At 72.2% G+C, this 24592-nt stretch carries 22 protein-coding genes; 9 read left to right on the top strand and 13 right to left on the bottom strand.

The genetic code is table 11. The features are described 5' to 3' along the window. Window positions 1-112: 112 nt before the first annotated feature. Window positions 113-1159: a 3-deoxy-7-phosphoheptulonate synthase gene (aroF, locus tag BUE45_RS22900; RefSeq protein WP_073381553.1), complete on the bottom strand. Its 1047-nt coding sequence runs from the start codon at window positions 1157-1159 to the stop codon at window positions 113-115. A 298-nt stretch (window positions 1160-1457) separates the two neighbouring features. On the opposite strand from aroF, the gene BUE45_RS22905 reads away from it, so the two are divergent. Continuing rightward, on the top strand, window positions 1458-2090 hold the full coding sequence (locus tag BUE45_RS22905) for a molybdopterin-dependent oxidoreductase (RefSeq protein WP_084737687.1): 633 nt from the start codon (window positions 1458-1460) through the stop codon (window positions 2088-2090). Window positions 2091-2104: 14 nt separating this feature from the next. Here the strand turns inward: BUE45_RS22905 and macS are convergent, their stop codons facing one another. The 3 genes from macS to BUE45_RS22920 are packed head-to-tail and all read right to left on the bottom strand — an operon-like array spanning window position 2105 to window position 4941. Beyond that, window positions 2105-3274 carry a MacS family sensor histidine kinase gene (gene macS / locus BUE45_RS22910; protein ID WP_394328542.1) on the bottom strand — a complete coding sequence of 390 codons (1170 nt, stop codon included), beginning with the start codon at window positions 3272-3274 and terminating at the stop codon, window positions 2105-2107. Window positions 3275-3277: 3 nt separating this feature from the next. Continuing rightward, entirely contained in the window at window positions 3278-4141 is an 864-nt protein-coding gene (locus tag BUE45_RS22915) for a hypothetical protein (RefSeq protein WP_073381557.1), read from the bottom strand. Further along, window positions 4138-4941 carry an alpha/beta hydrolase gene (locus tag BUE45_RS22920; protein ID WP_073381559.1) on the bottom strand — a complete coding sequence of 268 codons (804 nt, stop codon included), beginning with the start codon at window positions 4939-4941 and terminating at the stop codon, window positions 4138-4140. The genes BUE45_RS22915 and BUE45_RS22920 overlap by 4 nt, the downstream gene beginning before the upstream one ends. 275 nt (window positions 4942-5216) lie before the next feature. On the opposite strand from BUE45_RS22920, the gene BUE45_RS22925 reads away from it, so the two are divergent. Next, on the top strand, window positions 5217-6029 hold the full coding sequence (locus BUE45_RS22925; protein ID WP_073381561.1) for a lysophospholipid acyltransferase family protein: 813 nt from the start codon (window positions 5217-5219) through the stop codon (window positions 6027-6029). A 51-nt stretch (window positions 6030-6080) separates the two neighbouring features. Here BUE45_RS22925 and BUE45_RS22930 read toward each other — a convergent pair whose 3' ends face one another. Together BUE45_RS22930 and BUE45_RS22935 are read right to left on the bottom strand one after the other, a co-directional pair. Beyond that, on the bottom strand, window positions 6081-7022 hold the full coding sequence (locus BUE45_RS22930; RefSeq protein WP_073381563.1) for an ROK family glucokinase: 942 nt from the start codon (window positions 7020-7022) through the stop codon (window positions 6081-6083). Between the two features lie 130 nt (window positions 7023-7152). Next, window positions 7153-7545: a hypothetical protein gene (locus BUE45_RS22935; protein ID WP_073381564.1), complete on the bottom strand. Its 393-nt coding sequence runs from the start codon at window positions 7543-7545 to the stop codon at window positions 7153-7155. Between the two features lie 375 nt (window positions 7546-7920). On the opposite strand from BUE45_RS22935, the gene BUE45_RS22940 reads away from it, so the two are divergent. Then, window positions 7921-9720, top strand: a complete 1800-nt coding sequence (locus tag BUE45_RS22940) for an AMP-dependent synthetase/ligase (protein WP_073381566.1) — start codon at window positions 7921-7923, stop codon at window positions 9718-9720. A gap of 2142 nt (window positions 9721-11862) precedes the next feature. Here the strand turns inward: BUE45_RS22940 and qcrB are convergent. The 4 genes from qcrB to ctaE are packed head-to-tail and all read right to left on the bottom strand — an operon-like array spanning window position 11863 to window position 16239. Continuing rightward, the gene (gene qcrB / locus BUE45_RS22945) at window positions 11863-13512 is read right to left on the bottom strand and encodes a cytochrome bc1 complex cytochrome b subunit (protein WP_073381568.1); all 1650 of its coding nucleotides are present in this window, start codon (window positions 13510-13512) and stop codon (window positions 11863-11865) included. Between the two features lie 3 nt (window positions 13513-13515). Continuing rightward, entirely contained in the window at window positions 13516-14631 is a 1116-nt protein-coding gene (gene qcrA / locus BUE45_RS22950; protein WP_073381571.1) for a cytochrome bc1 complex Rieske iron-sulfur subunit, read from the bottom strand. Next, window positions 14624-15595: a cytochrome c gene (locus tag BUE45_RS22955; RefSeq protein WP_084737694.1), complete on the bottom strand. Its 972-nt coding sequence runs from the start codon at window positions 15593-15595 to the stop codon at window positions 14624-14626. The genes qcrA and BUE45_RS22955 overlap by 8 nt, the downstream gene beginning before the upstream one ends. Window positions 15596-15612: 17 nt before the next feature. Continuing rightward, window positions 15613-16239 carry an aa3-type cytochrome oxidase subunit III gene (ctaE, locus tag BUE45_RS22960; protein ID WP_178378622.1) on the bottom strand — a complete coding sequence of 209 codons (627 nt, stop codon included), beginning with the start codon at window positions 16237-16239 and terminating at the stop codon, window positions 15613-15615. 482 nt (window positions 16240-16721) lie between these two features. Here ctaE and BUE45_RS22965 point away from each other — a divergent pair, with 482 nt between their 5' ends. The 3 genes from BUE45_RS22965 to trpD all read left to right on the top strand — a co-directional run bounded on the left by BUE45_RS22965 (window position 16722) and on the right by trpD (window position 18449). Beyond that, on the top strand, window positions 16722-17159 hold the full coding sequence (locus tag BUE45_RS22965) for a response regulator transcription factor (protein ID WP_073381574.1): 438 nt from the start codon (window positions 16722-16724) through the stop codon (window positions 17157-17159). Window positions 17160-17164: 5 nt separating this feature from the next. Then, window positions 17165-17287, top strand: coding sequence for a hypothetical protein (locus BUE45_RS33915; RefSeq protein WP_281256366.1), 123 nt, complete (start codon window positions 17165-17167; stop codon window positions 17285-17287). Window positions 17288-17372: 85 nt separating this feature from the next. Next, window positions 17373-18449, top strand: coding sequence for an anthranilate phosphoribosyltransferase (trpD, locus tag BUE45_RS22970; protein WP_073381576.1), 1077 nt, complete (start codon window positions 17373-17375; stop codon window positions 18447-18449). A 105-nt stretch (window positions 18450-18554) separates the two neighbouring features. On the opposite strand, the gene BUE45_RS22975 is transcribed toward trpD, so the two are convergent. Genes BUE45_RS22975 through BUE45_RS22985 form a run of 3 tightly spaced genes read right to left on the bottom strand, consistent with a single transcriptional unit; the run spans window position 18555 to window position 21356 of the window. Beyond that, a complete protein-coding gene (locus tag BUE45_RS22975; protein ID WP_073381577.1) occupies window positions 18555-18830 on the bottom strand; it encodes an Lrp/AsnC family transcriptional regulator in 276 nt (91 codons plus the stop codon). 53 nt (window positions 18831-18883) lie between these two features. After that, the gene (locus BUE45_RS22980) at window positions 18884-19648 is read right to left on the bottom strand and encodes a rhomboid family intramembrane serine protease (protein WP_073381578.1); all 765 of its coding nucleotides are present in this window, start codon (window positions 19646-19648) and stop codon (window positions 18884-18886) included. Beyond that, window positions 19626-21356 (bottom strand): DEDD exonuclease domain-containing protein, encoded by a 1731-nt coding sequence (locus BUE45_RS22985; RefSeq protein WP_073381579.1) that lies wholly within the window; start codon window positions 21354-21356, stop codon window positions 19626-19628. Before BUE45_RS22985 ends, BUE45_RS22980 begins: the two co-directional genes overlap by 23 nt. Before the next feature lie 121 nt (window positions 21357-21477). On the opposite strand from BUE45_RS22985, the gene BUE45_RS22990 reads away from it, so the two are divergent. From BUE45_RS22990 to BUE45_RS23000, 3 genes are all read left to right on the top strand, one after another. After that, window positions 21478-21759 (top strand): hypothetical protein, encoded by a 282-nt coding sequence (locus tag BUE45_RS22990; RefSeq protein WP_073381580.1) that lies wholly within the window; start codon window positions 21478-21480, stop codon window positions 21757-21759. After that, on the top strand, window positions 21756-23129 hold the full coding sequence (locus tag BUE45_RS22995) for an NYN domain-containing protein (RefSeq protein ID WP_073381581.1): 1374 nt from the start codon (window positions 21756-21758) through the stop codon (window positions 23127-23129). The genes BUE45_RS22990 and BUE45_RS22995 overlap by 4 nt, the downstream gene beginning before the upstream one ends. A 275-nt stretch (window positions 23130-23404) precedes the next feature. After that, window positions 23405-24406, top strand: coding sequence for a C40 family peptidase (locus BUE45_RS23000; protein WP_084737697.1), 1002 nt, complete (start codon window positions 23405-23407; stop codon window positions 24404-24406). Window positions 24407-24592: the final 186 nt, after the last annotated feature.

The following is a 24592-nucleotide window of genomic DNA, read 5'->3' on the forward strand; positions in this document are numbered from 1 at the left end:
ATGATCGGGCTGTCCGGGATCTGGAAGTCCATCGCATTCCCTGAGGTGGGGTGTTGCGACAACCACTAGAACCCAAGCTCCACCGCGCGGGCCCCGTCCGTGTCGGGCCGGCTCAGATGCCGGCGAGCTCGTGCCCGGAGGCCGGGGTGAGGGTGCGCCCGGTGAGCGCCGCCAGCGTCTCGGCGAGGTCGCGCAGCTCGGCCAGGTCCTCCTCCACCAGGGCCTGGGGCCCGTCGCACAGGGCGGTCTCCGGGTGCGGGTGGACGTCGACGATGACGCCGTCGGCGCCGACCGCGACGGCGGCCCGCGACAGCGGCAGCACCAGGGAGCGCTTGCCGCCCGAGTGGGACGGGTCCACGATCACCGGCAGGTGGGACAGGTTCTGGGCGACCGGGACGGCGCTGATGTCCAGGGTGTTGCGGGTGGCCTTCTCGAAGGTGCGGATGCCGCGCTCGCACAGGACGATGTCCAGGTTGCCCTGCTGGGCGATGTACTCGGCGGCCATCAGCCACTCCTCGATGGTGGCGCTCATGCCGCGCTTGAGCAGCACCGGCTTGCCCGCGGCGCCCACCGCCTGGAGCAGGGCGAAGTTCTGCATGTTGCGGGTGCCGATCTGGAGCATGTCCGCGTAGGAGGCGACCAGCTCGACGTCGGCGACGTCCACGACCTCGGTGACGATCGGCATCCCGGTCTCCTCGCGCACCTCGGCGAGGATCTTCAGCCCGGCCTCGCCCAGCCCCTGGAAGGCGTACGGGGAGGTGCGGGGCTTGTAGGCGCCGCCGCGCAGCAGGGATGCGCCGGCCGCCAGTGCCATCCGGGCCGCCGCGAGGGTCTGCTCGGGGGTCTCCACCGCGCAGGGGCCGGCGATGACGGTGACGTTGTCGCCGCCGATCGGCACCCCGCGGACGCTGACGACGCTGCGGCTGTCGTGGTTCTCGCGGCTGACGAGCTTGTAGGGGGCGGAGATCCGCAGGACGTCGGCGACACCGGGCTTGGCCGCCAGCCCCAGGTCCTGGAAGCGCTCCACATCGCCGACGAGGCCGATGATGGTGCGGCTGACGCCGCGGGTGACGTAGGCCTCGCCGCCGGAGGAGGCGACGAGTTCGACGATCGCGTCGATGTCGTCCGAGGTGGCGTCCGGTGCCATCACGATGACCATGTGCGTTGTCCCTGCCTGTCGTTGGATGTGGTGCGGGAGAGCCCAGGTCCGGTGCGCGGTGCCGGAACGCGAAGAGCCCCGGGCCGCTACCGGCCCGGGGCTCCTGTCGTCTGTGTCAGCGCAGCGCTTTACAGGCGACCGGGGTGTGGGGCCGGTAGCCATAAAAGCGCCAGAAGTTCCGCTGCATGGCTGTGACTATAGCGCACGGTCGCGGCGCCGTCGCACGGCGGGGGCGCGTGACCTACCTCTCGTCGGCGCCTGACAGGATGGCGGTCGGACGAGAGGAACGGGGGACCCGGTGTCCGAGTCAGCGGAGGGCGTGGACGACCGCGACGACCGGCGGCTGCCGCCAGGGCAGGCCGTGCGCACCACCCGGCACCGGGCGCTGCACTACGGCCCGGTGCCCGCCTTCCGCCCGGAGAAGTGGGACTTCCGGGTGATGGGCGCGACCGCGGACCTGGGGTCGTACCGGTGGACCTGGGACGAGTTCGCCGCCCTGCCCCGCAGCGGCGCCGTGAGCGACTTCCACTGCGTGATGCGGTTCAGCATCCCCGGCGTGGCCTGGGCGGGGGTGTCCTCCGCCGAGCTGGTGGCGGCGGCCCCGCCCGGCCCCGATGTGACGCACGTGATGGCGTGGGGCGAGTACGGGTACAGCGCGAACCTGCGCCTGGACGACTTCCTGCGCGAGGGGGTGCTGCTGGCCACCCACCGGGACGGCGCCCCGCTGCCCGCGGAGAACGGCCACCCGCTGCGGCTGGTGGTGCCGCACCTGTACGGGTGGAAGAGCGTCAAGTGGCTGCGCGCGGTGGAGTACATGACCGCGGACCGGCGGGGGTTCTGGGAGGAGCGCGGGTACCACAACCGGGCCGAGGCCTGGAGCGAGCAGCGCTTCTCCCACCAGGAGGAGGCGGGGCAGGGGCCGCCCCTGTAGCGCGCCCGCGGCGGTCAGCGGGGCAGGCGCATCTCGACCTCGGTGCCCTGGCCCGGGGCGGAGAACACCTCGACCGTGCCGCCGAGGTCGCGCAGGCGCCCGCGGATGGACTGGGCGACCCCCAGTCTCCCCGCCCGGCCGGCCTCCTCCAGGCGGCCCGGGGGGATGCCCGGGCCCTCGTCGCGCACCGTGACCGTGACGGCGTCCTCCTCGTCCTCGACCAGGATCCAGGCGCGGGTCCCGGGCGGGCAGTGCAGCTCGACGTTGGCCAGCGCCGCACCGACCGCGGCGAGCAGCTCGGCGGCGGCGTGCCCGGGCAGCGGCACGGGGGTGGCCGGGGCCGACAGCGACACCCGCACCGACTCCAGGCGGCGCAGGGGCTCGCGCAGGTCCGCCTCCCCGTCGGGCGCGTCCGGGTCCGCGGCACCGCGTGCGGCGGCCGGGCCGGCCCCGGCCGGGCGCTCGGCGGGTTCGATGAGGCCGCCGGTGATGAGGGCGCGCAGCCGGACCTCCTGCTCGCCCGCCAGGCGGCCGAGTTCGGCGGCCTCTCCCCCGGCCTCGGCGCCGCGGCGGCTCACCAGGGACAGCACCTGGAGCACCGAGTCGTGGATGGAGCGGGCCAGCTGCTCGCGTTCGCGCAGGCGCGCCTCCAGGGCCACCGCCCGGGCGAACCTCTCCTCGGCCTGCCCGGCCACCCGTGCCATGTAGGCGGCCACCAGCCCGGCCAGCAGGAGCAGGACCACGCCCCGGGCCGTGGCGGGGGTGATCCGCGCCTCCATGACGACGCGCAGGGTGAGGTCGGCGACCCCGTACAGGACGGCGACGGTCGCCGCTCCGCGGCGCCCCCAGAGCACCGCGGCGGCCAGCGCCGCGCCGGCGAACCAGTAGCCGCTCAGCGGGGGCGCCTGGGTGAGGTAGAAGGGCGTCGCGGCGACCGCGGTGGCGAACAGGCAGGCGAAGGCCACCCCCAGGTCGGCGCAGACCAGCGCGCGGGTGCGCAGCTCCGGCCGGGCGTAGGCGGAGGTGGCGACGACCGTCCAGGCGGCCATCGCGACCAGGACCGTCCAGCCCAGCCAGGGGCGGGTGAGGTGCTCCTGGTGCTGGACCAGCAGCAGCAGGGAGTAGACCAGGGCCGCGGCGCGGAACAGCGAGATGCCGCGCCACAGGGGGATGTCGAAGCCCAGGGGTCAGACCACCGCCCCGTTGTCGGGACCGCCGTCGCCCGGCGGCCTGCCGTCGGTCATGCGCAGGATGAGGATGACGAACCCGGCCAGGAACGCCACCACCGCCATGAACATCAGCCAGTTGGGCAGCGTCAGCCCCAGGAAGGCGGCGCCGAACACCAGGGCCGGGCCGCCCAGGAGGCCGAACCAGGCGGCGATGCCCAGGCGGTCGCCCTGGAGCAGCGGCGGCGGGGGCGGGGGCTCGTAGTGGCCCTCCAGCTCGTCCTCGGCGCGGCGCCGGGCCTCCTCGTCGTCATCGTCGTCGTCCGGGTCCCCCGCGAGGAGGTCCCCGAGCGGGGACTCCTCCCCCCGGTCGCGGGGCTCCGCGGGGCCGACGTCCTCGGCGTCGGGCCACCGCGCGCCGCGCGGGGCCGCCAGGGTGTCGTCGTCGTAGAAGCGCGCGACGAGGTCGTTCCAGACCGCGTCCTCGTCGGATCCCCGCGCCGGCGGCGCGTCCGGGTCGACGTTGTCCGGCGGGCCCTCCAGCAGGTCCCCGCCGACCGCGGCGGGGTCCTGGCGGTCGGCGTCGCCGTCCTCCCGGCGCTCCTCCGTCTCGGGGACCGAGCGCACCCCGAGTTCGGGCAGCTCCGTCCCCAGCACCTGCTCGGCCGCCACGCGCTCGTCGGCGTCCACGTACAGGTGGTCGGTGGGCGGGTCGTCCTCGTCACCCCCGGGGGGCTCCAGCACGTCCTCGGCCAGCGGTACCGCGTAGGCCGCGATACCGCTGCGCCGCAGCGCCTCCAGCATCAGGTCGGCGTGCGTGGGCGCCAGCAGGATCAAGGGCACGTAGGCGTCGGCGAGCAGGCCGTTTCCCCGACGTTCCGTCATCGGTCGGCTCCTTCCCCGCTTCCGGCGTGGGCCCGCACGAAGGCGAGGCTTCCGTCGAAGATGTCGGCGGCGTCATGGTCGAGGGTCGCCACGTGGTAGCTGTCGTGGAGCAGGTGGATCGTCAGCCGCGCGTTGACCGCTCTCCTAGCGAGGATACGCAGACTGCGCGGTCCCACAACGTGGTCCTGGGGACTCCGGTAGGCCAGAATCGGCGTACGCAAACCGGACAAGCCCTCCTGAACCGCGCGCCACAGCTTCGGGAGTGTCGCGGCGGCCGCGGTGGGGACCCGGTCGTAGCCGCCCTCGCCCCGGCCGCCGTCCTGCTTGGCGATGTCGCTCTCCACCCCGGGCGTGGTGGGCAGGAAGCGCGCCACCAGGTTCCGGAAGGGGGCGATGACCGGCAGCCGCAGGTCCTCGACGGCCAGCGAGGGGTTGACCAGGACGAGCCCGCGCACCAGGCCGGGGTGCTCCTGGGCCAGGCGGAGGGAGAGCGCGCCGCCCATGGACAGGCCCATGACGAACACCTCGGAGCAGCGGCCGGAGAGGTCCAGCAGTGCCCGCTCGACCTCGGCGTACCAGTCGTCGGTGGTGGTCCCCGCCATGTCGGTCCAGACCGTGCCGTGGCCCGGCAGGCGGGGCAGCTCGACGCTCAGGCCGGCGGCGGCCAGGTACTCGGCCCAGGGGCGCAGGGAGCGGGGCGAGCCGGTGAACCCGTGACACAGCAGGACGCCGACGTCGGAGCCGCGGTGGCTGAACGGCTCCGCGCCGGGGATCAGCGCGGTGTCATCGGTCGGTCTCACGGGACGTCCCCCAGGGGTGCGTACGGCGCCGCGGAGCACGCGGCAGGGCGAAGGCGCCGCGGCGGACACCCCGGCTTCACAGCCGTGAGGCTAACCGTTCCACGGACCGTTTGTCATGGGTGCGCACCCATGTTCCGGTCTCGTCCCCAAAGAGGGGTGTCGCGCATCACGCGGCCCGCACTGAGTATCCTCGTCGCAGTGCTGGCCGAGCGGGACAGCGGATCGAGGCAGGCCCTGCCCGGAGCTCCCCGCGTGTGCAGGGGTGATCCGAAGAGATGTTCTACTGGGTGGTCAAGGCGATTCTGGGGCCGATCCTGGCCGTGCTGTGGCAGCCCCGCGCCGAGGGCGTGGAAAACGTACCCCGCCGTGGCCCGGCCCTGATGGTCGGCAACCACCTGTCGTTCTCCGACCACTTCTTCGGGCCGCTGCCGCTGCCGCGCAAGATCACGTTCCTGGCGAAGTCGGAGTACTTCACCGGGACCGGGGTCAAGGGGCTGGCCAGCCGCGCGTTCTTCTCGGGGGTGGGCCAGATCCCCATCGACCGCTCCGGCGGCAAGGCCAGCGAGGCGGCGCTGCGCACCGGGCTGCGGGTGCTCAAGCGCGGCGACCTGCTGGGCATCTACCCCGAGGGCACCCGCTCCCCCGACGGGCGCCTCTACCGGGGCCGCACCGGGGTGGCGCGCATCGCGCTGGAGGCGCGGGTCCCGGTGGTGCCGATGGCCATGATCAACGCCGACAAGATCATGCCCCCGGGCCGGACCGTGCCCAAGCTGGGCATCCGCCCGGTCGTGAAGTTCGGCAAGGCGCTCGACTTCTCCCGGTACCACGGCATGGAGAAGGACCAGCGGGTCCTGCGCGCCGTCACCGACGAGATCATGTACGCGCTCATGGAGCTGTCCGGCCAGGAGTACGTGGACCGGTACGCGCAGGCGGTCAAGGCGGAGCTGGAGGAGGAGGCGCGCGAGGCCCGCAAGGAGCAGAGCGCCGACTCCAAGGAGCGCCGCAGGGCCGAGAGGGCGCGCCGCAAGGAGGAGCGCCGGGCCCGCAGGGCCGCCGGCAGGGGCGGGGAGGACTCCCCCGCCGCGTAGACGGCAGGAGGGCCCCGGTGCGCGCACCGGGGCCCTCCGCCGTTCCGGGGGTCAGTGGCGGGCGAGGTCCCCCGCGCCGACGATGCCGGCCTCGCCGCCCAGCTCGGCCAGGCGCACCTCGGCCAGGCGGCGGCCGGGGCGGCCCGAGACGTGGCGGGCGTAGGAGTCGCGGATCGGCTCCAGGATGAACTCCCCGGCGTCGGAGACCCCTCCGCCCATCACGAAGCACTCCGGGTCCAGGATCGCCGCCAGGTCGGCCAGGCCCACGCCCGCCCACTCGCCGATGGTGCGGAAGCAGGAGAGGGCGCCCTCGTCGCCCTCGACCGCGGCCTCGGTGATGACGTGCCCCTCGATGTGCTCCACGACGCCGCCGGCCAGCCGGAGCATCCTCCCGGCGGCGGTGGGATCGGTGCGGGCCAGGTCCTGTCCGGCGGCGACCAGGGCCCGGCCGCTGGCGTACTGCTCCCAGCAGCCGTGGTTGCCGCAGGCGCAGCGGCGCCCGTGCGGGACGACGCGGTAGTGGCCGACCTCCGCGGCCACGCCGTGGCGGCCCCGGTGCAGTCGGCCGCCCATGACCAGGCCGCCGCCGATGCCGGTGCCCAGGGTGACGCAGACGATGTGGTCGCTGCCGCGGCCCGCGCCGAAGCGGGCCTCGGCCCAGGCCGCGGCGTTGGCGTCGTTCTCGATGACCACGGGCAGGCCCACCCGCTCCTGGATGCGCTCCTTGAGGGGCTCCTCGCGCAGGCCCAGGTTGACGGCGACCTGCACGGTGGCGCGGTCCTCGTCGACGAACCCGGCCACGCCCACGCCGACCGCCCGCACCTCGCCGTGGTGGCCGCGCAGCTCCTCCACGGCCTTGGCGACGACGTCGGCCAGCCCGCGGGGGTCGTTGGCCGGGGTGGGGTACTTGACGCGGTCCAGGATCCGCCCGTCGGGGTCGACCACCCCGGCGGCGACCTTGGTCCCGCCGATGTCCACTCCGATGGTCAGCATGAGGGGCGGCTCCTTCTCACTTACGCCCGAACTCTGACATAAGTCGCCAGGCCCATGGCATGGGTCTTTTCAAATGGTGTAAACCATTCGATTAAACCAGGCCCGGGCCGTCGTGGACACCCCGGGCGTGCTAGGAGGTGACCTGCCGCGCCTCCCCCTCCGAGCGCCACGGGGCGGAGGTGTCGGGGGTGTGCTCGGAGGCGGTCCGCTCCCGCTCCAGGGAGCGCTCCAGGGCGCCCAGGGTGCGGCCGAAGGCGCTCACCACGCCCAGCCCCGCACGCCCCAGGTGCCCGGCGATCTCGGGGGCCGACTCCCGCACGATGCCCAGCACCTCCTCCAGGACGGGCCGCGGCTCGGGACCGGTCTCCAGGCGGATGGCCTCCTCCCACACGTCGCCCTTGGGCGGCGGGGCGGTGACCGTGCCGACACCGCGCTTGACGCCCGCGATCAGAAGCTTGCGCTGGAGGCCGTCCACCAGCCTCAGGGCGTCATCGATGATGTCGCCGCCGTTGTTCTCCGCCATCTGTCCTCCTCGACGAGCCGGATTCTCGCTTCACGTTAACCGCCCCGGGGCTCCCGCAGAGGGTCGGAGGCACGGGATCAGGGAACTATCAGGGATGCCCGCATGTTCCACACTGTGAAATAAAGTGGACACACGACACGAACCATGACCGACGTGAGCAAAGCAGGGCCCGCACGTAGAGTGCGCGTGCGTGCACGGTCCCCGACCTGCACGCCCGCCGAACGTCACGGGCCGCGCCCGTGCACACACGACCCGGTCACCGGGGATCACCGTTGGATACCGAACGGCAACCCGTTCTACTCACGAGTAGCATGAAGTTGTTACGGTCGTCACGTCCTTGAACATCCAGAACCCGTACACGTCCAGGAGCATCACGTGCGCGAATACAGCTCTCCCGCGAAAGCCGAGATCTCCGACGACGCGCGGCTGACCGACACGCTCTACGCACGCGCGGCGAGCGAGCCGAACGCCGTCGCCGCCCGCCGCCAGGAGTCCGGCCAGTGGCGCGACGTCACCGCCGCGGAGCTGCACGGCGACATCACCGCCTACGCCAAGGCCCTGATCAACGCCGGCATCGGGCACGGCGACCGGGTCGCCCTGCTCTCGCGCACCCGCTACGAGTGGACCGTCGTCGACTACGCGATCTGGTCCGTCGGCGCGGTCACCGTGCCCGTCTACGAGACCTCCTCCGCCGAGCAGATCGAGTGGATCCTCTCGGACTCCGGGGCCAAGGCCGTCTTCGTCGAGACCGACGCCCACGCCGAGCGGATCACGTCCGTCCGCGCCCGGACTCCCGAGCTCAAGGAGATCTGGCGCTTCGACGACCCCGAGTTCGCCGAGCTGCGCGGGTCCGGCGCCGACGTCTCCGACGAGGACCTGGAGAAGCGCCGCACCGCCACCAGGGCCGACGACCTCGCGACCCTCATCTACACCTCCGGGACGACCGGCCGCCCCAAGGGCTGCCAGCTGTCCCACCGCAACTTCCTCTTCATCGCGCACAGCGCGCTCGACGGCCCGGCCAGGCAGGTGCTGCGCGGCCGGGAGAACCCCTCCACCCTGCTCTTCCTGCCGCTGGCGCACGTGTTCGCCCGCTTCGTGCAGGTGATGGTCATCGAGGCCAAGGCGACCCTGGGCCACTTCCCCTCCACCGGCCCCGAGCTGATCGAGCAGTTCTCGGTGTTCAAGCCGACCTTCCTGCTCGCCGTGCCGCGCGTGTTCGAGAAGGTGTACACCAAGGCCGAGCAGAAGGCCACCGCCGACGGCAAGGGCAAGATCTTCGCCGCCGCCGCCGACACCGCCATCGCCTACAGCAAGGCGCTGGCCACCGGCCGCGTCCCCCTCACCCTCAAGCTCAAGCACGCCCTGTTCGCCAAGCTGGTGTACGGCAAGCTCCTGGCGGCGCTGGGCGGCAACGCCGACTACGCGGTCTCCGGCGGCTCCGCGCTGGGCGCGCGCCTGGGCCACTTCTTCCGCGGCATCGGCTTCACCATCATCGAGGGCTACGGCCTGACCGAGACGACCGCTCCGACCTCCGTGAACAGCCCGGAGTTCAACAAGATCGGCACCGTGGGCCAGCCGATGCCGGGCACCACCATCCGGATCGCCGAGGACGGGGAGGTCCTCCTCAAGGGCGACCACATCATGGTGGGCTACTGGAACAACGAGAAGGCCTCGAAGGAGGCGTTCACCGAGGACGGCTTCTACCGCAGCGGCGACCTGGGGTCCCTGGACGACGACGGCTTCCTCAGCATCACCGGCCGCAAGAAGGAGATCATCGTGACCGCGGGCGGCAAGAACGTCGCCCCGGCGGTGCTGGAGGACCGCATCCGGGCCCACGCCCTGGTCAGCCAGTGCATGGTGGTCGGCGACAACCGCAAGTTCATCGCGGCCCTGGTGACGATCGACCCCGAGTCCTTCGAGCAGTGGAAGGAAGCCAACAAGAAGACCGGCTCCCTCCCGGAGCTGACCGAGGACCCGGACCTGGTCGCGACGATCCAGGGGGCGGTCGACCACGCCAACGAGGCCGTGTCCAAGGCCGAGGCGATCAAGAAGTTCAAGATCCTGCCCTCCGACTTCACCGAGGAGAGCGGCCAGATGACCGCCTCCCTGAAGGTGAAGCGCCACGTGGTGAGCAAGGAGTGGAACAAGGAGATCGAGGAGATCTACGCGGGCTGACCCCGGGTGGAGCACTCCCTCCGAAGCCGGTTCTCTCCCCGAGAGGACCGGCTTTTTCGGCTGCGCCGAAACCTCCGACATACCGGACACGATGCGAGGGCGGGCGGGCAGCGGACCGCGGCCTCCGACCCGCGGCCCCACGGCCCCACCCGACCGGAGCGCCCGGCCCCAGCCGGTCGGCGGACCGCGGCCCCGGCCACAGTCGTAGGGCGTCGCTCCCCGCTCAGGTCGCGGGGGTGAGGGCCGCAGACACGCTCCCCGCCCGGCTACCGGGAGGGTTGTCCACCCGCCTGGAGCGCCCGGCCACAGCGGGAGGGTGTCGCTCCCTGCTCAGGTCGCGGGGGTGAGAGCTCGACCGGAGTTGTTCCAAAAGCTCGGCCGCTTGGAGAGGGCGGCCAGCGGAGCGTGGACCTGGCCCCGGCGCAGTCGGCGGGCGGCAGACTTCCGGGGCGGTGCGTTGGGCGCACGTCGTGGGTGGTGGGGGTGTGTTCCGGGGCTGGGTCGAGCGAGGCGATCCCAGCCCGGCCGCTTGGTGCGGGAGGAATGCCCCCTGCAAAGGGTGGTGGGCGCGAGGAGCGGCCCGTACGTAGAGCCCACCCATGCCCTCCTCAACGCAATGGGGGGTGAAGCGTGCGCTGTCTCCGGGCCTTCGGCACAGCCGGTCGGCGTTGATCGCCACCCCGGCTCCAGGGGGTTGACGAGGGCGTACCTCCCTCCCCGGGCACATGGGGGTGAAGGCCGCGCGTACTTACCCCGCCCAGCCAGTGGCGGTTGTCCACCGCCCGGAGCCCTCAGCCGCAGCCGGAGGGCGTCACGCCGACCTCAGGTCGCGGGGGGTTAAGACCGTGCGTACCCGCCCGCCTCAACCACCAGGGGGCGTCCACCCGCCCGGCAACCCCCAGCCGCCGCCAGAGGGCGTCACGCCGACCCTGGCGGCAGGGGTGCGGGTTACCTGCTCGCTCCACCGCGCGGGGGTGAGGGCGGCGCACACGCGCGGCCTCGGTGCGTCGTGGTGCGGGAGGGCGCTTCGGTGCTGGTTACTACGTCTGGGGCTGGTGTTCCAAGCGAGGTCGGGAGCAACCGCGGCTGTGCAGGCGGACCCTTCCTCCCTTTCCACGTGGTCGGGCGGGGCAGGCCTCGCCCGGACCCGCCCCCGGACAGCACACCCCCACCACCCGCGACGCGCAACCCACGCACCCGCCCGGCCGTCTGCCGCCCGTCGTATCGTGGGGGCGGATCCGGCTCCGCCGGTCTGTACCTTCCCAAGCGGCTCGCGTTTTGGAAGCCAAAGGTTCTGGCCGGGCGCGACCACAGACCGCCCTTCCCAACGGGTGACCGTCCTGGAGACCTCGGAGTTCGTCTCACCCCCTCGGGCGGAGGTTCCGGGAGCGTGCCCCGACACCCCCTGCGGCGGGCCGAGAAGGTACCCGCCGCCCTACCCCGCGCGACCCGGCGTGGGAGCGACACCCTCCGGCTACAGCTGAGGCCTCCAGGCGGGTGGACAACCCCCGGTGGCGCGGCCAGCAGGTGCGCGCGGCCTTCACCCCCAGGGGTCCGCGGAGCCGAGTACGCCCTCGTCAACCCCTTGGAGTCGGGGTGGCGATCAATGCTCACCGGCTGTGCCCGGGGCCCCAAGACCGTGCACGTTCCACCCCCTACGGCGTTGGGAGGGCATGGGTGGGCTCTACGTACGGGCCGCTCCTCGCGCCCCCCACCCTTTGCAGGGGGCATTCCTCCCACCCCAAGCGGCCGGGCTGGGATCGCCTCGCTCGACCCAGCCCCGGAACACACCCCCACCACTATGGACGCGCGCCCAACGCAACGCCCCTGCGCTCTACCGCCCGCCGACCGCGCCGGGGCCAGGTCCACGCTCCGCCGGCCGCCCACCCCAAGCGGCCGAGCTTTCGGAGAACTCCGGTCGAGCTCTCACCCCCGCAACCTGGGGTGGGAGCGACACCCTCCCGCTGGGGTCGGGCGCTCCAGGCGGGTGACCCCCCGTGACTGAGCGGGAAGATACCCGCGGCCCTACCCCCCGCGACCCGGCGTGGGAGCGACGCCCTCAGGATGGCCCCCCGCCCCGCCCGGGCCCGGAAAACGCAAAGACCCGGCCGTGGGGCCGGGTCCCTGCGGTTCCTCGCCTCGTCAGTGGGAGGCGTGCTCCTTCACGGCCTCCTCCGAGTGGTGGAGGTGGTGGCCGGTGTGCGGCTCCACCCCCTCGAAGGACACGTTGTCCTTCGTGTACCACTCGGCGAGGGCGCGGCGGATGCGGCCCTTGGCCTTGCGCGACTCGGGGTTCCTGACGCCCTTGTCGTCGGCCGCGGGCTCGGTGAGCGCCGTGGAGGTGATCTCCGGCTTGCTGGCCAGCACCTCCGTGGTCTCCTCCGAGTTGCGCTTGTGCACCTCGATGAACTCACCGCTGGGCAGCTGCTGGATGATCCCGCTCTCGTACCCGTGCTCCAGGGACTCCCGGTCACGGCGCTGCAGGCCCAGGCAGATGCGCTTGGCGACGAAGTAGGCCACGAACGGGCCGACGATGACCAGAACACGGAAGATGTACGTGGTCACGTACAGGCTGATCGAGAACGTCTCCGAGAGGATGTCGTTCGACCCGGCCAGCCACAGCAGCCCGTAGAACGTGATGCCCGCGGCGCCCACACCGGTGCGGACCGGGGCGTTGCGCGGCCGGTCGGCCACGTTGTGCGCCCGCTTGTCGCCGGTGATCCACTGCTCCAGGAACGGCCAGGCGCCCAGCCCGCCGAACACGATGCCGGGGATGACCAGGCCCGGGACCAGCACGCCGATCGGCACCGCGTACCCGAAGATCTGGAAGTCGAACCAGTTCGGGAAGATGCGCAGCGACCCCTCCATGAAGCCCATGTACCAGTCGGGCTGGAGCCCGGAGGTGATGGACGTCGGGGTGAACGGCCCGAACAGGTGGATCGGGTTGATCTGCACGAACGCGCTCAGACCCGCGATCACGGCGAACGTGAAGAAGAAGAACCCGCCGGCCTTGACCGCGAATCCGGGGAACATCGGGGTTCCCACCACGGTCTTGTCCGTCTTCCCCGGTCCGGGGTACTGGGTGTGCTTCTGGTGCCACAGGATCATGAAGTGCGCGACGATCAGGCCCAGCAGGAGGGCCGGGATCGCCAGCACGTGCAGCATGTACAGGCGCGTGATGATGTCCTCGCCGGGGAACTCCCCGCCGAACAGGAACATCGAGATGTACGTGCCGACCAGCGGCAGCGCGAGCATCACGCCCTGGAGGATGCGGACGCCCATGCCGGAGGGCAGATCGTCGGGCAGGGAGTAGCCGAAGAGGCCCTCCAGCATCGCCAGGGTGAAGATCGCGACACCGATGAGCCAGTTGATCTCACGCGGCTTGCGGAACGCCCCGGTGAAGAACACGCGGAGCATGTGCACGACGAGCGAGGCGACGAAGATCAGCGCGGCCCAGTGGTGGATCTGGCGGACCAGGAACCCGCCGCGCACCGCGAAGTCGATGTGCAGCGTCGAGGCGTACGCCTCCGACATGACGACGCCGTTGAGGCGCTCGTAGGGCCCGTCGTAGACGACCTCGATCATGCTCGGCTTGAACCAGAGCGTGAGGAAGACACCCGTGAGGAGCAGGATGATGAACGAGTACAGCGCGATCTCGCCCAGCATGAACGACCAGTGGTTCGGGAAGACCTTGCGCAGGTTCTTCTCGCCCATCTTGGCGGCGTGGAAGCGGTCGTCGATGAAATTGCCGACGCCGCGCAGCGCCTTGGGAGCTTGCGTGGTCTTACTCATCGACTAGTCCTTCGCGTAATCCCAGAACGTCGGACCGGGCGGCTCCGTGAAGTCACCCCGGGCGATGAGGTAGCCCTCATCGTCGACACCGATGGGAAGCTGCGGCAGCGGCCGGTGGGCCGGGCCGAAGACGACCTTGGCGGCGTCCGACGCGTCGAACGTGGACTGGTGGCACGGGCACAGGATGCGGTGCGTCGTGCGCTCGTACAGCGCGGCCGGGCAGCCCACGTGGGTGCAGATCTTCGAGTAGGCGATGATCCCGTTGTGCGTCCAGTTCAGACGCGAGGCCACCTCGCCTTCGACCTCGATGTCCTCCTCCATGCTCGACTTCCAGTCCTCGGCCGGCATCTTGATGAGCAGGATGACGGACTTGGCGGCGTCGTTGAGGCTGATCCCGTGCGGGTAGTGGTCGTCGTCGACGGCGGGGAGGGCGGAGATCATCCCGTACGGGTCGTTCTCCAGGTCCTCGGCGCGCACGTGGCGGTGCGTGCCCTCGACGTACATGCGGCGGCCGTTCTCCCACGGCGTCTGCTTGAGCTTGTCGCCGGGCAGCGGGCCGGTGTCGCGCAGCAGCACGATCGGCGCGAGGCCCAGGGGCACCATGGCCAGGATGAGGGTCCGGCGCATGAGCGGGCGCTTGGTGAACCCGCTCTCGTCGGCCCCCTGCATGAAGAAGTCCCCGAAGGACCCCTTCTCCTTGTCGCTGGAGGGCAGCTCGTCGTAGGGCGAGGAGACCTCGTAGTGCGGCATGACCTTGCGGGCCCACACCGTCATGCCCGCGCCGATGCCGAACAGCGCCAGGGTGAGCGTGCCGCCCAGGAGCGCGTTCGAGTACTGGCCCAGCTGCGGGTCGGCGATGTCGCCGGGGGTGAAGACGAAGTAGGAGACCAGGAAGCCCATCCCGCCCAGGAAGGCGAGGATGAACCAGACGGAGGCGACCTTCTCGCCCCGCCGCTGGCCCTCTTCGGTGTTGAAGTGGGTCTCCGAGGCCGGGTAGGGCCCCGCGTGACCCTCCTCGGACACGGCCGCGCCGGTGACGACGGGCTTCTCGTCCGCGGGGGTGCCGACGACGCGCTCGGGCGTCTCGTCACCGCTGCTGTTGGTGTTGTTCTCAGTCATGGGCACGCTGCTTCGCGGTGATCCAGATCGCGCAGGCGACGATCAGGGCGAGGCCGACGACCCACCCGATCAGGCCTTCGGCGACCTGGCCGACACGCTGGAGGTTGAAGATGCCACCGGCGTCGGGCTCGGCCTGGAGGGTCTTGACGTAGGAGATGAGCTCCTGCTTCTCCTCCGGCGCGATGACGCCGTCGCTGAACATCGGCATGGCGCCGGGGCCGCTGACCATGGCCTCGTAGATCTCACGCGGAGTCGACTCGTGGATCTCGGGCGCCCACCGGCCGTCGGTGAGCGCGCCGCCGCCGCCGGACCAGCCGTGGCAGTGGGCGCAGTTGGTCAGGTACAGGCGCATGCCCATCTCGGTGTCGTCGGCACCGGAGATGTAGGCGTCGTACTCGGCCTGGTAGTCCTCGAGGGCGGCCTGGTACTCGGCCTCGGCCTCCTCGACGGCTTCCTCGTAGGCCTCTTCGCTGTCGAAGTCGCTGCGGAGCGGAGCGAAGTCGTCGGGGTGAGGCTCGATGTCCGGGACGTCGTAGGGGACGTCCGCGCCACTACCGTCGTTGCGGATCGACTCGTTGTAGTAGGCGATCAGGTCGGCCAGTTCCTGCTCGGTCATGACCATCGGCTTGCGCGGCATCTGCGCGTCCGGGTTCATGGACGGCATGCGGCCGGTACTGACCTGGAAGTCGATCGCCGCGGGACCAACGTCGCGCAGGTCCGGGCCGAACTCTCCGCCCGAACCGTCCAGGCCGTGGCACGAGGCGCAGGTCTGGTCGAAGATGGTCTTGCCCTCGGCGACGTCCACGTCCTCGGGGGACGGGGCGTCAGCGGCGAGGGTCTGCGCCTGCGCCTGGTCGGAGGTGGGCGCCACGGCGGCGTACCCCACCCCGAACAGGGCTAGCGCGAGGATGACGACGACATACCCCGCAAGGGGATGCCGTCGCCGCGCGGTAATCCATTTCACGGTTTCCCCGTTTCGGGTTACTGGATGAAGTAGATGGTGATGAACAAAGCGATCCAGACCACGTCGACGAAGTGCCAGTAGTAGGACACGACGATCGCACTGGTCGCCTGCTGGTGAGTGAAGCGCTTCGCTGCGTACGTGCGTCCCAGCATGATGAGGAACGCGATCAGACCACCGATGACGTGGAGTCCGTGGAAGCCCGTGGTCAGGTAGAACATCGACCCGTAGGCACTGGACTGGAGGGTCAGGCCCTCGTGCGCGATGAGTTCGTAGTACTCGTACGCCTGTCCCAGAACGAAGAACAGGCCCATGAAGAACGTGATGAAGAACCACATGCGCAGCTTCTTCACGTCACCGCGCTCGGCGGCCCAGACGCCTGCCTGAGCGGTGAAGCTGGAAGCCACGAGGACCACGGTGATCGAGAGCGCCCAGAGCACGTTGAGGTGCGCGCCGGGCCACACCCCGAGGTCGGGGTTGCCGTTGATCACCGATCGGATGGTGAAGTACATCGCGAACAGCGCAGCGAAGAACATGAGCTCGTTGGCCAACCAAACGATGGTGCCAACGCTCACCAGGTCAGGACGCTTTGCCGCACCATGTGCTGGTGTCGGTGCTGATTTTGGGTTCGCGGTTGCTGTCGCCACGGGAGCATTATTACGGCATCTCGCGGAGGCCCGTACTCGACCCCCCGTAAGGAGCCGGATCCGTGCCGGTATCGGGCGCCCCGGCACCCGGGGGCAGGGGTTTCTCCGTGACTCGGGCGTTACTGTACCGCCTCGGCCCGCCCGGGGGTCGGCGCGACGCGCCACGGCGGGGCAGCGCACGCGCTCCCCGCGCCGCTGGGGCGATCCGTACCCGCCGCGATGCCCCTTCAATCCCCTTCGCCCAACAGCGGGGCAACGAAACGGTCACCGTTGCACAACGCCCTCCCCGGGGCCGGTGGGCGAGCCCCCGGAAGGTACTGGCATCCTGGGGTGTCGAAGGTCTCAACCCCGCCCCGGCGCATCCGGCAACTCCTGGGCACCGGGACCGCGAGGCAATAGAGTCAGAGGCACACAGCCTACGAACGCCTCGGCCGCACCCCCTCGGCGGCGGCCCTGGTACGAAGCGACGGGACGGTTGCGCGATGGTGGACAGCGGTACGGACACGGGTGCCCGGATGCGCGTGCTCGTCTACAGCGACAAGGCCGACACCCGCGAGCAGGTGCGCACGGCGATCGGCCGCCGCCCGGCCGCGGACGTGCCCAAGGTGGAGGTCGTCGAGTGCGCGACGGCGCCGATGGTGCTGCGGCTGCTGGAGGAGACCGACCCCTCCCAGCGCATCGACGTGGCGATCTTCGACGGTGAGGCGGCCCCGGTCGGCGGCATGGGCCTGTGCCGCCAGGTCAAGGACGAGATCTACCAGTGCCCGCCGGTGCTGCTGCTGGTGGGCCGCCGCGACGACGGCTGGCTGGCGACGTGGTCGCAGGCCGAGCAGGTGGTCAGCCACCCGATCGACCCGGTGGCGCTGGCCGGCTCGCTGGCGGAGCTGATGCGCCGCCGGCTCACCGCGCTCAGCAGGTGACCCGGGTGGCGCGTGACGACGGCGAGCGGGACATGCGCCGCCGCCGCGCGGTGGGCGGGGCGCTGAACCACGGCGCCGACACCGGGCGATGGCGCGGCGGCGTCCACCCCCGTCCCCGGTCGTACTGAGTCCCCGGACCCGCCGGACGGCGGCGCGGCTCCCGCCGCGCCGCTCCTCGTGCGCCCCCGTGCCCTCGTCACCCCTGGAGTACCCATGAACGTCCCCGCCGCCGTGCCCTCCGCCGTCACCGAGCTGAGCTGGGCCAACCTCATCACCGCCCTGCTGGAGGGGACCACCCTCAGCTCCGCCGACACGGCGTGGGCGATGAACGAGATCATGTCGGGATCGGCCACCGACGCCCAGATCGCGGGCTTCGCGATCGCGCTGCGCGCCAAGGGCGAGAGCGTGTCCGAGGTGACCGGCTTGGCCCGGGGCATGCTCGACAACGCGGTCCGCATCGAGGTCCCCGGGCCGACACTGGACATCGTCGGCACCGGCGGCGACCGCGCGCACACGGTCAACGTGTCGACGATGGCGGCGATCGTCGCCTCGGCGGCCGGGGCCCGCGTGGTCAAGCACGGCAACCGCGCCGCGTCCTCCTCCTGCGGGACGGCGGACGTGCTGGAGCGGCTGGGCGTGGTCCTGGACCTGCCGCCGGAGCTGACCGTGCGGGTGGCCCGGGAGGCGGGCATCGCCTTCTGCTTCGCGCCGGTCTTCCACCCCTCGTTCCGGTTCACCGCCAAGCCGCGCCGCGAGCTGGCGGTGCCGACGGTGTTCAACTTCCTGGGGCCGCTCACCAACCCGGCGCAGACGACGGCGGCCGCCATCGGCGTGTTCGACGAGCGCATGTGCGAGGTCATGGCCGGGGTGTTCGCCGCGCGGGGCGCCTCGGCGCTGGTGTTCCGCGGCGACGACGGCCTGGACGAGCTGACCACCGCGACCACCTCGACGGTGTGGGTGGTGCGCGGGGGCTCCGCGCGGCGCGAGACGCTGGACCCGGCCGACCTGGGGATCGCGCGCTCGGCCCCGGACGCGCTGCGCGGCGGCGACGTCGAGTTCAACGCCCGGGCGGTGCGCGACCTGCTGGCGGGCCGGACCGGCCCGGTGCGCGACGCGGTGCTGCTGAACGCGGGCGCGGCGCTGGCCGCCGTGGACGGGGTCGACGGGCCGCTGGCGGACGCGGTGCGCGACGGGTACGACCGGGCGGTGGCCGCGGTCGACAGCGGCGCCGCCGAGCGGACGCTGGCGGCGTGGGTGGAGACCAGCCAGGCCCTGGCCAAGGGCGTCTAGCGCCGTCCCGCGCCGGCCCGGGGCTCCGGGCCCGGCGGCGGGCGGACCGGGAACGCCGCGGGGGGCGGGTGCCGTACGCGGCGCCCGCCCCCCGGCGCGCCGGGCCTACCAGCCGATCGCGAACGCCGACTCCAGGTCGTGCTTGGAGTAGGTCTGGAAGGAGATGTGGGTGTCGGAGGAGGTCACCCCGGGCACCTTGTTGACCCGTCCCGGGATGACCTCGGCCAGGTCCTCGTGGCGGCGCACCCGCACCACCGCGATGAGGTCGACCCCGCCGGTGACCGAGTAGACCTCGCTCACCCCGTCGATCTCGGCGATGGCCTCGGCGACCTCGGGGATGCGGTGGACGTCGGCCTTGATCATGACGATCGCGGTGATCACTGTGCCTCCTGGGCGGTGTCGGCGCGGGCGGAGGTCCTGCGGGCCGCGGGCGGCTAGTAGACGTCGGAGAGCCGCGTCCCGGAGCGCCAGCGCAGCCGGTAGACCACCCATCCCACGATCACCCCGGCGACGAATCCGTACACGTGCGCCGCGTAGGCGACGCCCGAGCCCGCACCGGGGGCGTTCGATGTGGTGACGTAGAGAAGATACTGAAGGACGAAGTAGCTGCCCACCAGCGCCCACCCGGGCAGGCGCATGGGGACCACCCCGAACACCAGCGTGGTGACCCTGCTGCGGAACTGCACCACGAGGTAGGCCCCGAGCACCCCGGAGATCGCGCCGGAGGCGCCGACCATGGGGATCTCGCCCTGCGGCTCGCCCAGCGCGAACCCGTAGGCGGCGGCGAGCCCGGTGAGCGCGTACAGCGCCAGGAACCGCAGCCGCCCGATGCGGTCCTCCACCACCGGCCCGAACACGAACAGGTACACCATGTTGCCCACCAGGTGGGCGGCGCCGGAGTGGACGAACATGGAGGCGGGTACCGACAGCCACACCTGCTTGCCGTCGATGGCCCCGCACTGGGGGACGGAGGGCTCGGCCAGGGCGGTGTACCCGAACATCTCGGCGGGGACCGCGCCCCAGCGCATGAAGTAGTCCTGGATGGCGCAGAACCGCTCCACCATGTCGGCCGGGTACCAGACCGCGGTGGTGGCCTGCGGCGACATCAGGTACGCCAGCACGTTGGCCGCGATCAGCAGGTAGGCGACGACGGGGGTGCGGCGTACGGGGTGGTCGTCATTGAGCGGTATCGCGGCCATGCGCCCAGTGTGTCATCCCGGCGTGCGCCTCGGCGGACCGCAGCGGGCATGTCCACTCGCCGTCGACCTCCACCAGCCGGGTGGCGGGGTGGCCCAGCCAGGCCAGGATCAGCTCGGTCTCGCCGGGCAGGGCGGCGGGCAGCGGGGCGGTCGCGGGGCCGACCGTCTCTGCGGTGGCGACCAGGGCGCGCAGGAACGCCGCGGGGTCGGTGCCGGGCTCCAGGACGGCGCTGGCGGCCAGCCGCCCGTGGCGGACCACGCAGGTGTCCCACCCGGTGGGGCCGGGCCGGGTGGCGACCAGGTGGGGGACGGCGGCCAGGGCGCCCATGCGCTGGGCGCGGCGGGCTCCGCGCAGGAACGCGGCTAGGCGGTCGCGCAGGGCTGCCGCCTCCTCGTAGCGCAGGTCGGCGGAGAGTTCGGCGATGCGGCCGGTGTGGGCGGCCACGAGGGCGTCGGCGTCGCCGGTCATGGCGGTCCGGGCGGCCTCGGCGTGCTCCCGGTAGGCGTCCTGGGACTCGGTGCCGTCGCAGGGGGCGCCGCAGCGGCCCAGCTGGGCGATCACGCAGGCGGTGACCCCGTCCGTGCCGCCGGGGGTGAGCCGGTGGGTGCACTGGCGCAGCGGCAGGGCGTGCAGCAGGGCCGCCTTGGCCTGCTCGGCCTCGGCCGCCGACGTGTAGGGGCCGATGTAGGGGGCGCCGTCGTCCTTGACGGTGGTCACCACCGAAGGCCGGGGGTAGGCCTCGGGGGTGAGGGTGACCCAGCGGACCCGCTCGGGGTGGCGGGAGCGCCGGTTGTAGGGGGGCTTGCGCTCGGCGATGATGCGCAGCTCGCGCACCGAGGCCTCCAGGTCGGTGGCGCACACGATGGGCGTGACGCCCGCCACCACCCCGGCCATCTCCCGGATGCGCCGCCGGTTCTCGGCGGCGGTGAAGTAGGAGGCGACCCGGCGGCGCAGGTTGTTGCTCTTGCCCACGTACAGGTCGGCGCCGCGGGCGTCGGTGAACACGTACACCCCGGGGCGTTCGGGCAGCCCCTCGGCCAGGTGCCGCCGGGCGCGCTGGGCCCTGGTGGGCGGCTTGGTGACCGCGCGCAGCTCCTCCAGGCTGCCCACCCCCAGCGGGGTGAGGCGGTCGATGAGCCCGGCCAGGACGGTCACGGTGGCGCGGGCGTCGTCCAGCGCCCGGTGGTTGGGGGTGACCGGGGAGCCGAAGTACGCGGCCAGGGTGCCCAGCCGGTGGTTGCGGGTCTGCCCCTGCGGCAGGACGGCGCGGGCCAGGCGCAGGGTGTCCACCACCGGCGGGTCCGGCCAGGGCACGCCGTGGCGCTCGCAGGCCGCCTTGAGGAACCCCACGTCGAAGGGGGCGTTGTGGGCGACCAGGGCGGTGTGCTCCCGCTCGGTGAGGAAGGCCAGGATGCGGGGCAGCACCTCCTCCGGCGGCGGCGCGGTGGCCACCATGGACTGGGTGATGCCGGTGAGCAGGGTGATCTGGGCGGGGATGGCCACGCCGGGGTTCACGAGCGAGGTGAACTCCTCCTCGACCCGTCCGCCGCGCACCCGCACCGCCCCGACCTCGGTGATCCGGGAGCCGGTGGCGCTGGTGCCCGTCGTCTCCAGGTCGAGCACGACGAAGGACACGGCGCCCAGGGGGGTGCCGATGTCACCGATGTCGAGTTGCACGCCTTCGGGCGCCGCGGACCGTCGAACCACCCGGTCAGGGTAATCGGAGGCGACGACCGAACGCGGCCGCCCTCCGGTCCCGGCCACCCGACGTGGAAAGATGGGGGTGAGGGGGCCGCGAGGCCCCCGTACACGATCTAGAGGAGGAACCGTGGGGATCGCGATGCCGGGTGACAATGAGCGGTGGCGGTGCACCGGATGCGGCAACCTCACGCGGTTCGACGTGACGCGGACCGTCCGCTCCCGGGACTTCGTGCACCTGGAACTGTCCGGGGACGGGCGCGTCGAGGAGCGCACCGTGCTGTCCGAGACGATCGAGCAGGTGAAGTGCCGCTGGTGCGGGGCCGCGGACCGCATCGAGACCATCGCCCGCCCCGACGCCGACCGGTCGGTCTCCGACACTTCGGCGGAGAGCCCGACGGGTAGGGCATGAGCACCCGCCCGGAGGCCGGTGGCCCCGGGGACGGGACGGCGCCCGCGAGCGGTCGCGGGGAGGGCGGGGAGCGGCTGCTGCGCCCCCTGCCCGAGGCCGTGCGCTCCCGGGTCATCGACTACGGGTCCGACGTGCTGGGGGGCATGCGCGCCTCCGAGCTGCCCGCACCGCTGCGGCGGGTGGCCAAGTTCGAGCCGCGGCGCCGGGCCCGGCTGGCCGGCCCGCAGATCGCCGCGCAGCTGGAGAACGACCCGGGTTTCCGGTCCCTGGTGGCCGAGCGGGTCGAGCAGGTGTGGCCCGAGCTGGCCGAGGGCCTGCGCTCGGGCGTGGTCCCCCCGGCCGCCGACCCCGTGGCCGTGGGGGCCTGCGCCTACCTGCTGCGCCCCCCGGGGTGGGCGGACATCGTCGAGGGCGTGCACCGGGAGCTGGACCGGGAGGCGGGCGCCAAGGAGGCCGACGAGGCGGCCGAGGCCCTGGAGGAGGTGAACCGCCGGCTGTCCCGGGCCCGCGAGGAGCACCGGGCCGAGACCGAGCGGCTGCGCGCCCGGCTCAAGGAGCACAAGGCCGAGATCTCCGAGCTGCGCCAGAAGGTGCACACCGAGCGGCGCCGGGCCCGGGAGGCGGCGGCGCACGCCGAGCAGGTGGCGCTGCGGGCCGACGAGTTGGCCGCGGACGCCACCGGCCGGGCCGGCTCGCTGGAGTCGGAGAACCGGCGGCTGAAGTCCCGGCTGTCGGCGGCCGAGGCCCAGGTGGAGAACGCCCGGCGGGCCGCGCGGGTGGGCCGCAACGCCGACGAGGCGCGGCTGCGCGTCCTGCTGGACGTGCTGGTCGACGCCTCCCACGGGCTGCGCCGCGAGCTCGCGCTGCCGGCCTCGGTGGACTCCCCCGCCGACCTGGTGGCGGCCGAGGCCGACGAGCGCCGCCGGGTGTCGCTGGGCGGGCTGCCCGACGACGACCCCGGGCTGCTCGAACACCTGCTGACGGTGCCGCGCGTCCACCTGCTGGTGGACGGCTACAACGTCACCAAGACCGGGTACGGGACCCTGCCGCTGGCCGACCAGCGCACCCGTCTGCTCTCCTCGCTGGAGGGGCTGGCCAGCCGGACCAAGGCCGAGATCACGTGTGTCTTCGACGGGGCCGACGTCGACGCGCCGCCGGCGGTGGCCCAGACGAGGCGGGTGCGCCTGCTGTTCAGCGCCCCCGGGGAGACCGCGGACGAGCTGATCGTGCGCCTGGTGCGGGCCGAGCCGCCCGGGCGGCCGATCGCCGTGGTCACCTCCGACCGGGAGATCGTGGGCGCGGTGCGCCGCGCCGGTGCGCGGGCGATCTCCTCGCCCATCTTCCTGCGCAGGCTGGAGTCGCACGGCTGAGCCGGGTGCGGTGTCGCGGACACCGCACCCGGTTCGCTGTTCCGCCTGAGATCCGCGCCATGTGTTCGGCCGTGTGGTTGAGCCGTGCCGCACGGTCCGCTAGGTTCTAGCGGGAACGTGAGTGCTCCACCGGAGAGAACACCGCCCGTGTGAAACCGGTCTGGTCCCGCACACTCACACCGGTGCCCGTGTCCCGGACGCGGTCCCCTCCCCCATGTACGTGTCTCCCCAGCACCCCCTGCGGACTTCTCACACCCCAAGGAGCGTGGCCCGCCATGAAGAACACCGGTGGTCGGCGTACGGCTCGCCGCCTCGCTGCCTCGACCGGAATCGGAGCGGTCGTCGCAAGCTCCCTGCTCGTTCCCGGCACCGCCTACGCGGAACCCACCTTGGAGGAGGTGGAGGAGGAGATCGAGCGGCTCAACGAGGAGGCCTCCGCCGCGGTCGAGGCGTACAACCAGGCCAAGGAGGACCACGAGGTCGCCGAGGCCCGGTTCGAGGAACTCGACGAGCAGGTCGGGGACGAGCAGGAGAACTACGAGGCCCTGAAGGAGAAGGTCCAGAAGCTCGCCAACGCGACCTACCAGTCGGGCGACCTGGACTCGATCACCAACATCCTCACCTCCGACGGCCCCGAGTCGCTCCTGGAGCAGAACGCCGACCTCACCTACTTGTCCGAAACGCAGCAGTCGCAGCTCGACGAGTTCGGCGAGTCCGCCGAGCGCCTGTTCTCGCTCAAGGACGAGTCCGAGGAGGCCCTGAAGGAGGCCGAGGACGCGCTGGAGGAGGCGGAGGAGGCCAAGGACGACGTCGAGGAGAAGATCGCCGCGCAGGAGGAGCTCCTCGCCGAGTTCCCCACCGCCGACACCTCCGTCGAGGGCGCCGACGACTCCGGCGGCCAGTCCTACACCGGCGGGGCCTCGGGCAGCGCGGGCGCCGCGCTGGACTTCGCCTACGCCCAGATCGGCAAGCCCTACATCTATGGCGGCACCGGCCCCAGCGGCTACGACTGCTCCGGCCTGACCCAGGCCGCCTGGCGCGCCGGGGGCGTGGACCTGCCCCGGACCACGTACTCCCAGGCCGAGGTGGGCAACCGCATCTACGACATCAACGCGCTCCAGCCGGGCGACATCATGTTCTTCACCGGTCTGAGCCACAACGGCCTGTACGCGGGCGGCGGGCAGATGGTGCACGCCCCGCGCACCGGGCGCAACATCGAGGTCGTCGGACTGGCCGCCTACTGGGGCGGCGTGTTCGAGTTCGCCGTGCGCCCCTGACGCATTCGCCTTTCCACCGAGGCCGTCCCCCGCGCGGGGGCGGCCTTGCGGCGTTGCGGGGCCTGCCCGGGGGCGTTCCCCACCTCCCCTTTTCGGCCATGTCCGGCCATGGTTCTGAACATCACGAAAAGGTTGAGAGCGCCCCGGGGATGCACTAGTGTTCAACGCCGAACGACTTTCGGCCCC

This window comes from Nocardiopsis flavescens (assembly GCF_900141985.1).
In the GTDB taxonomy this organism is placed as follows: domain Bacteria; phylum Actinomycetota; class Actinomycetes; order Streptosporangiales; family Streptosporangiaceae; genus Nocardiopsis; species Nocardiopsis flavescens.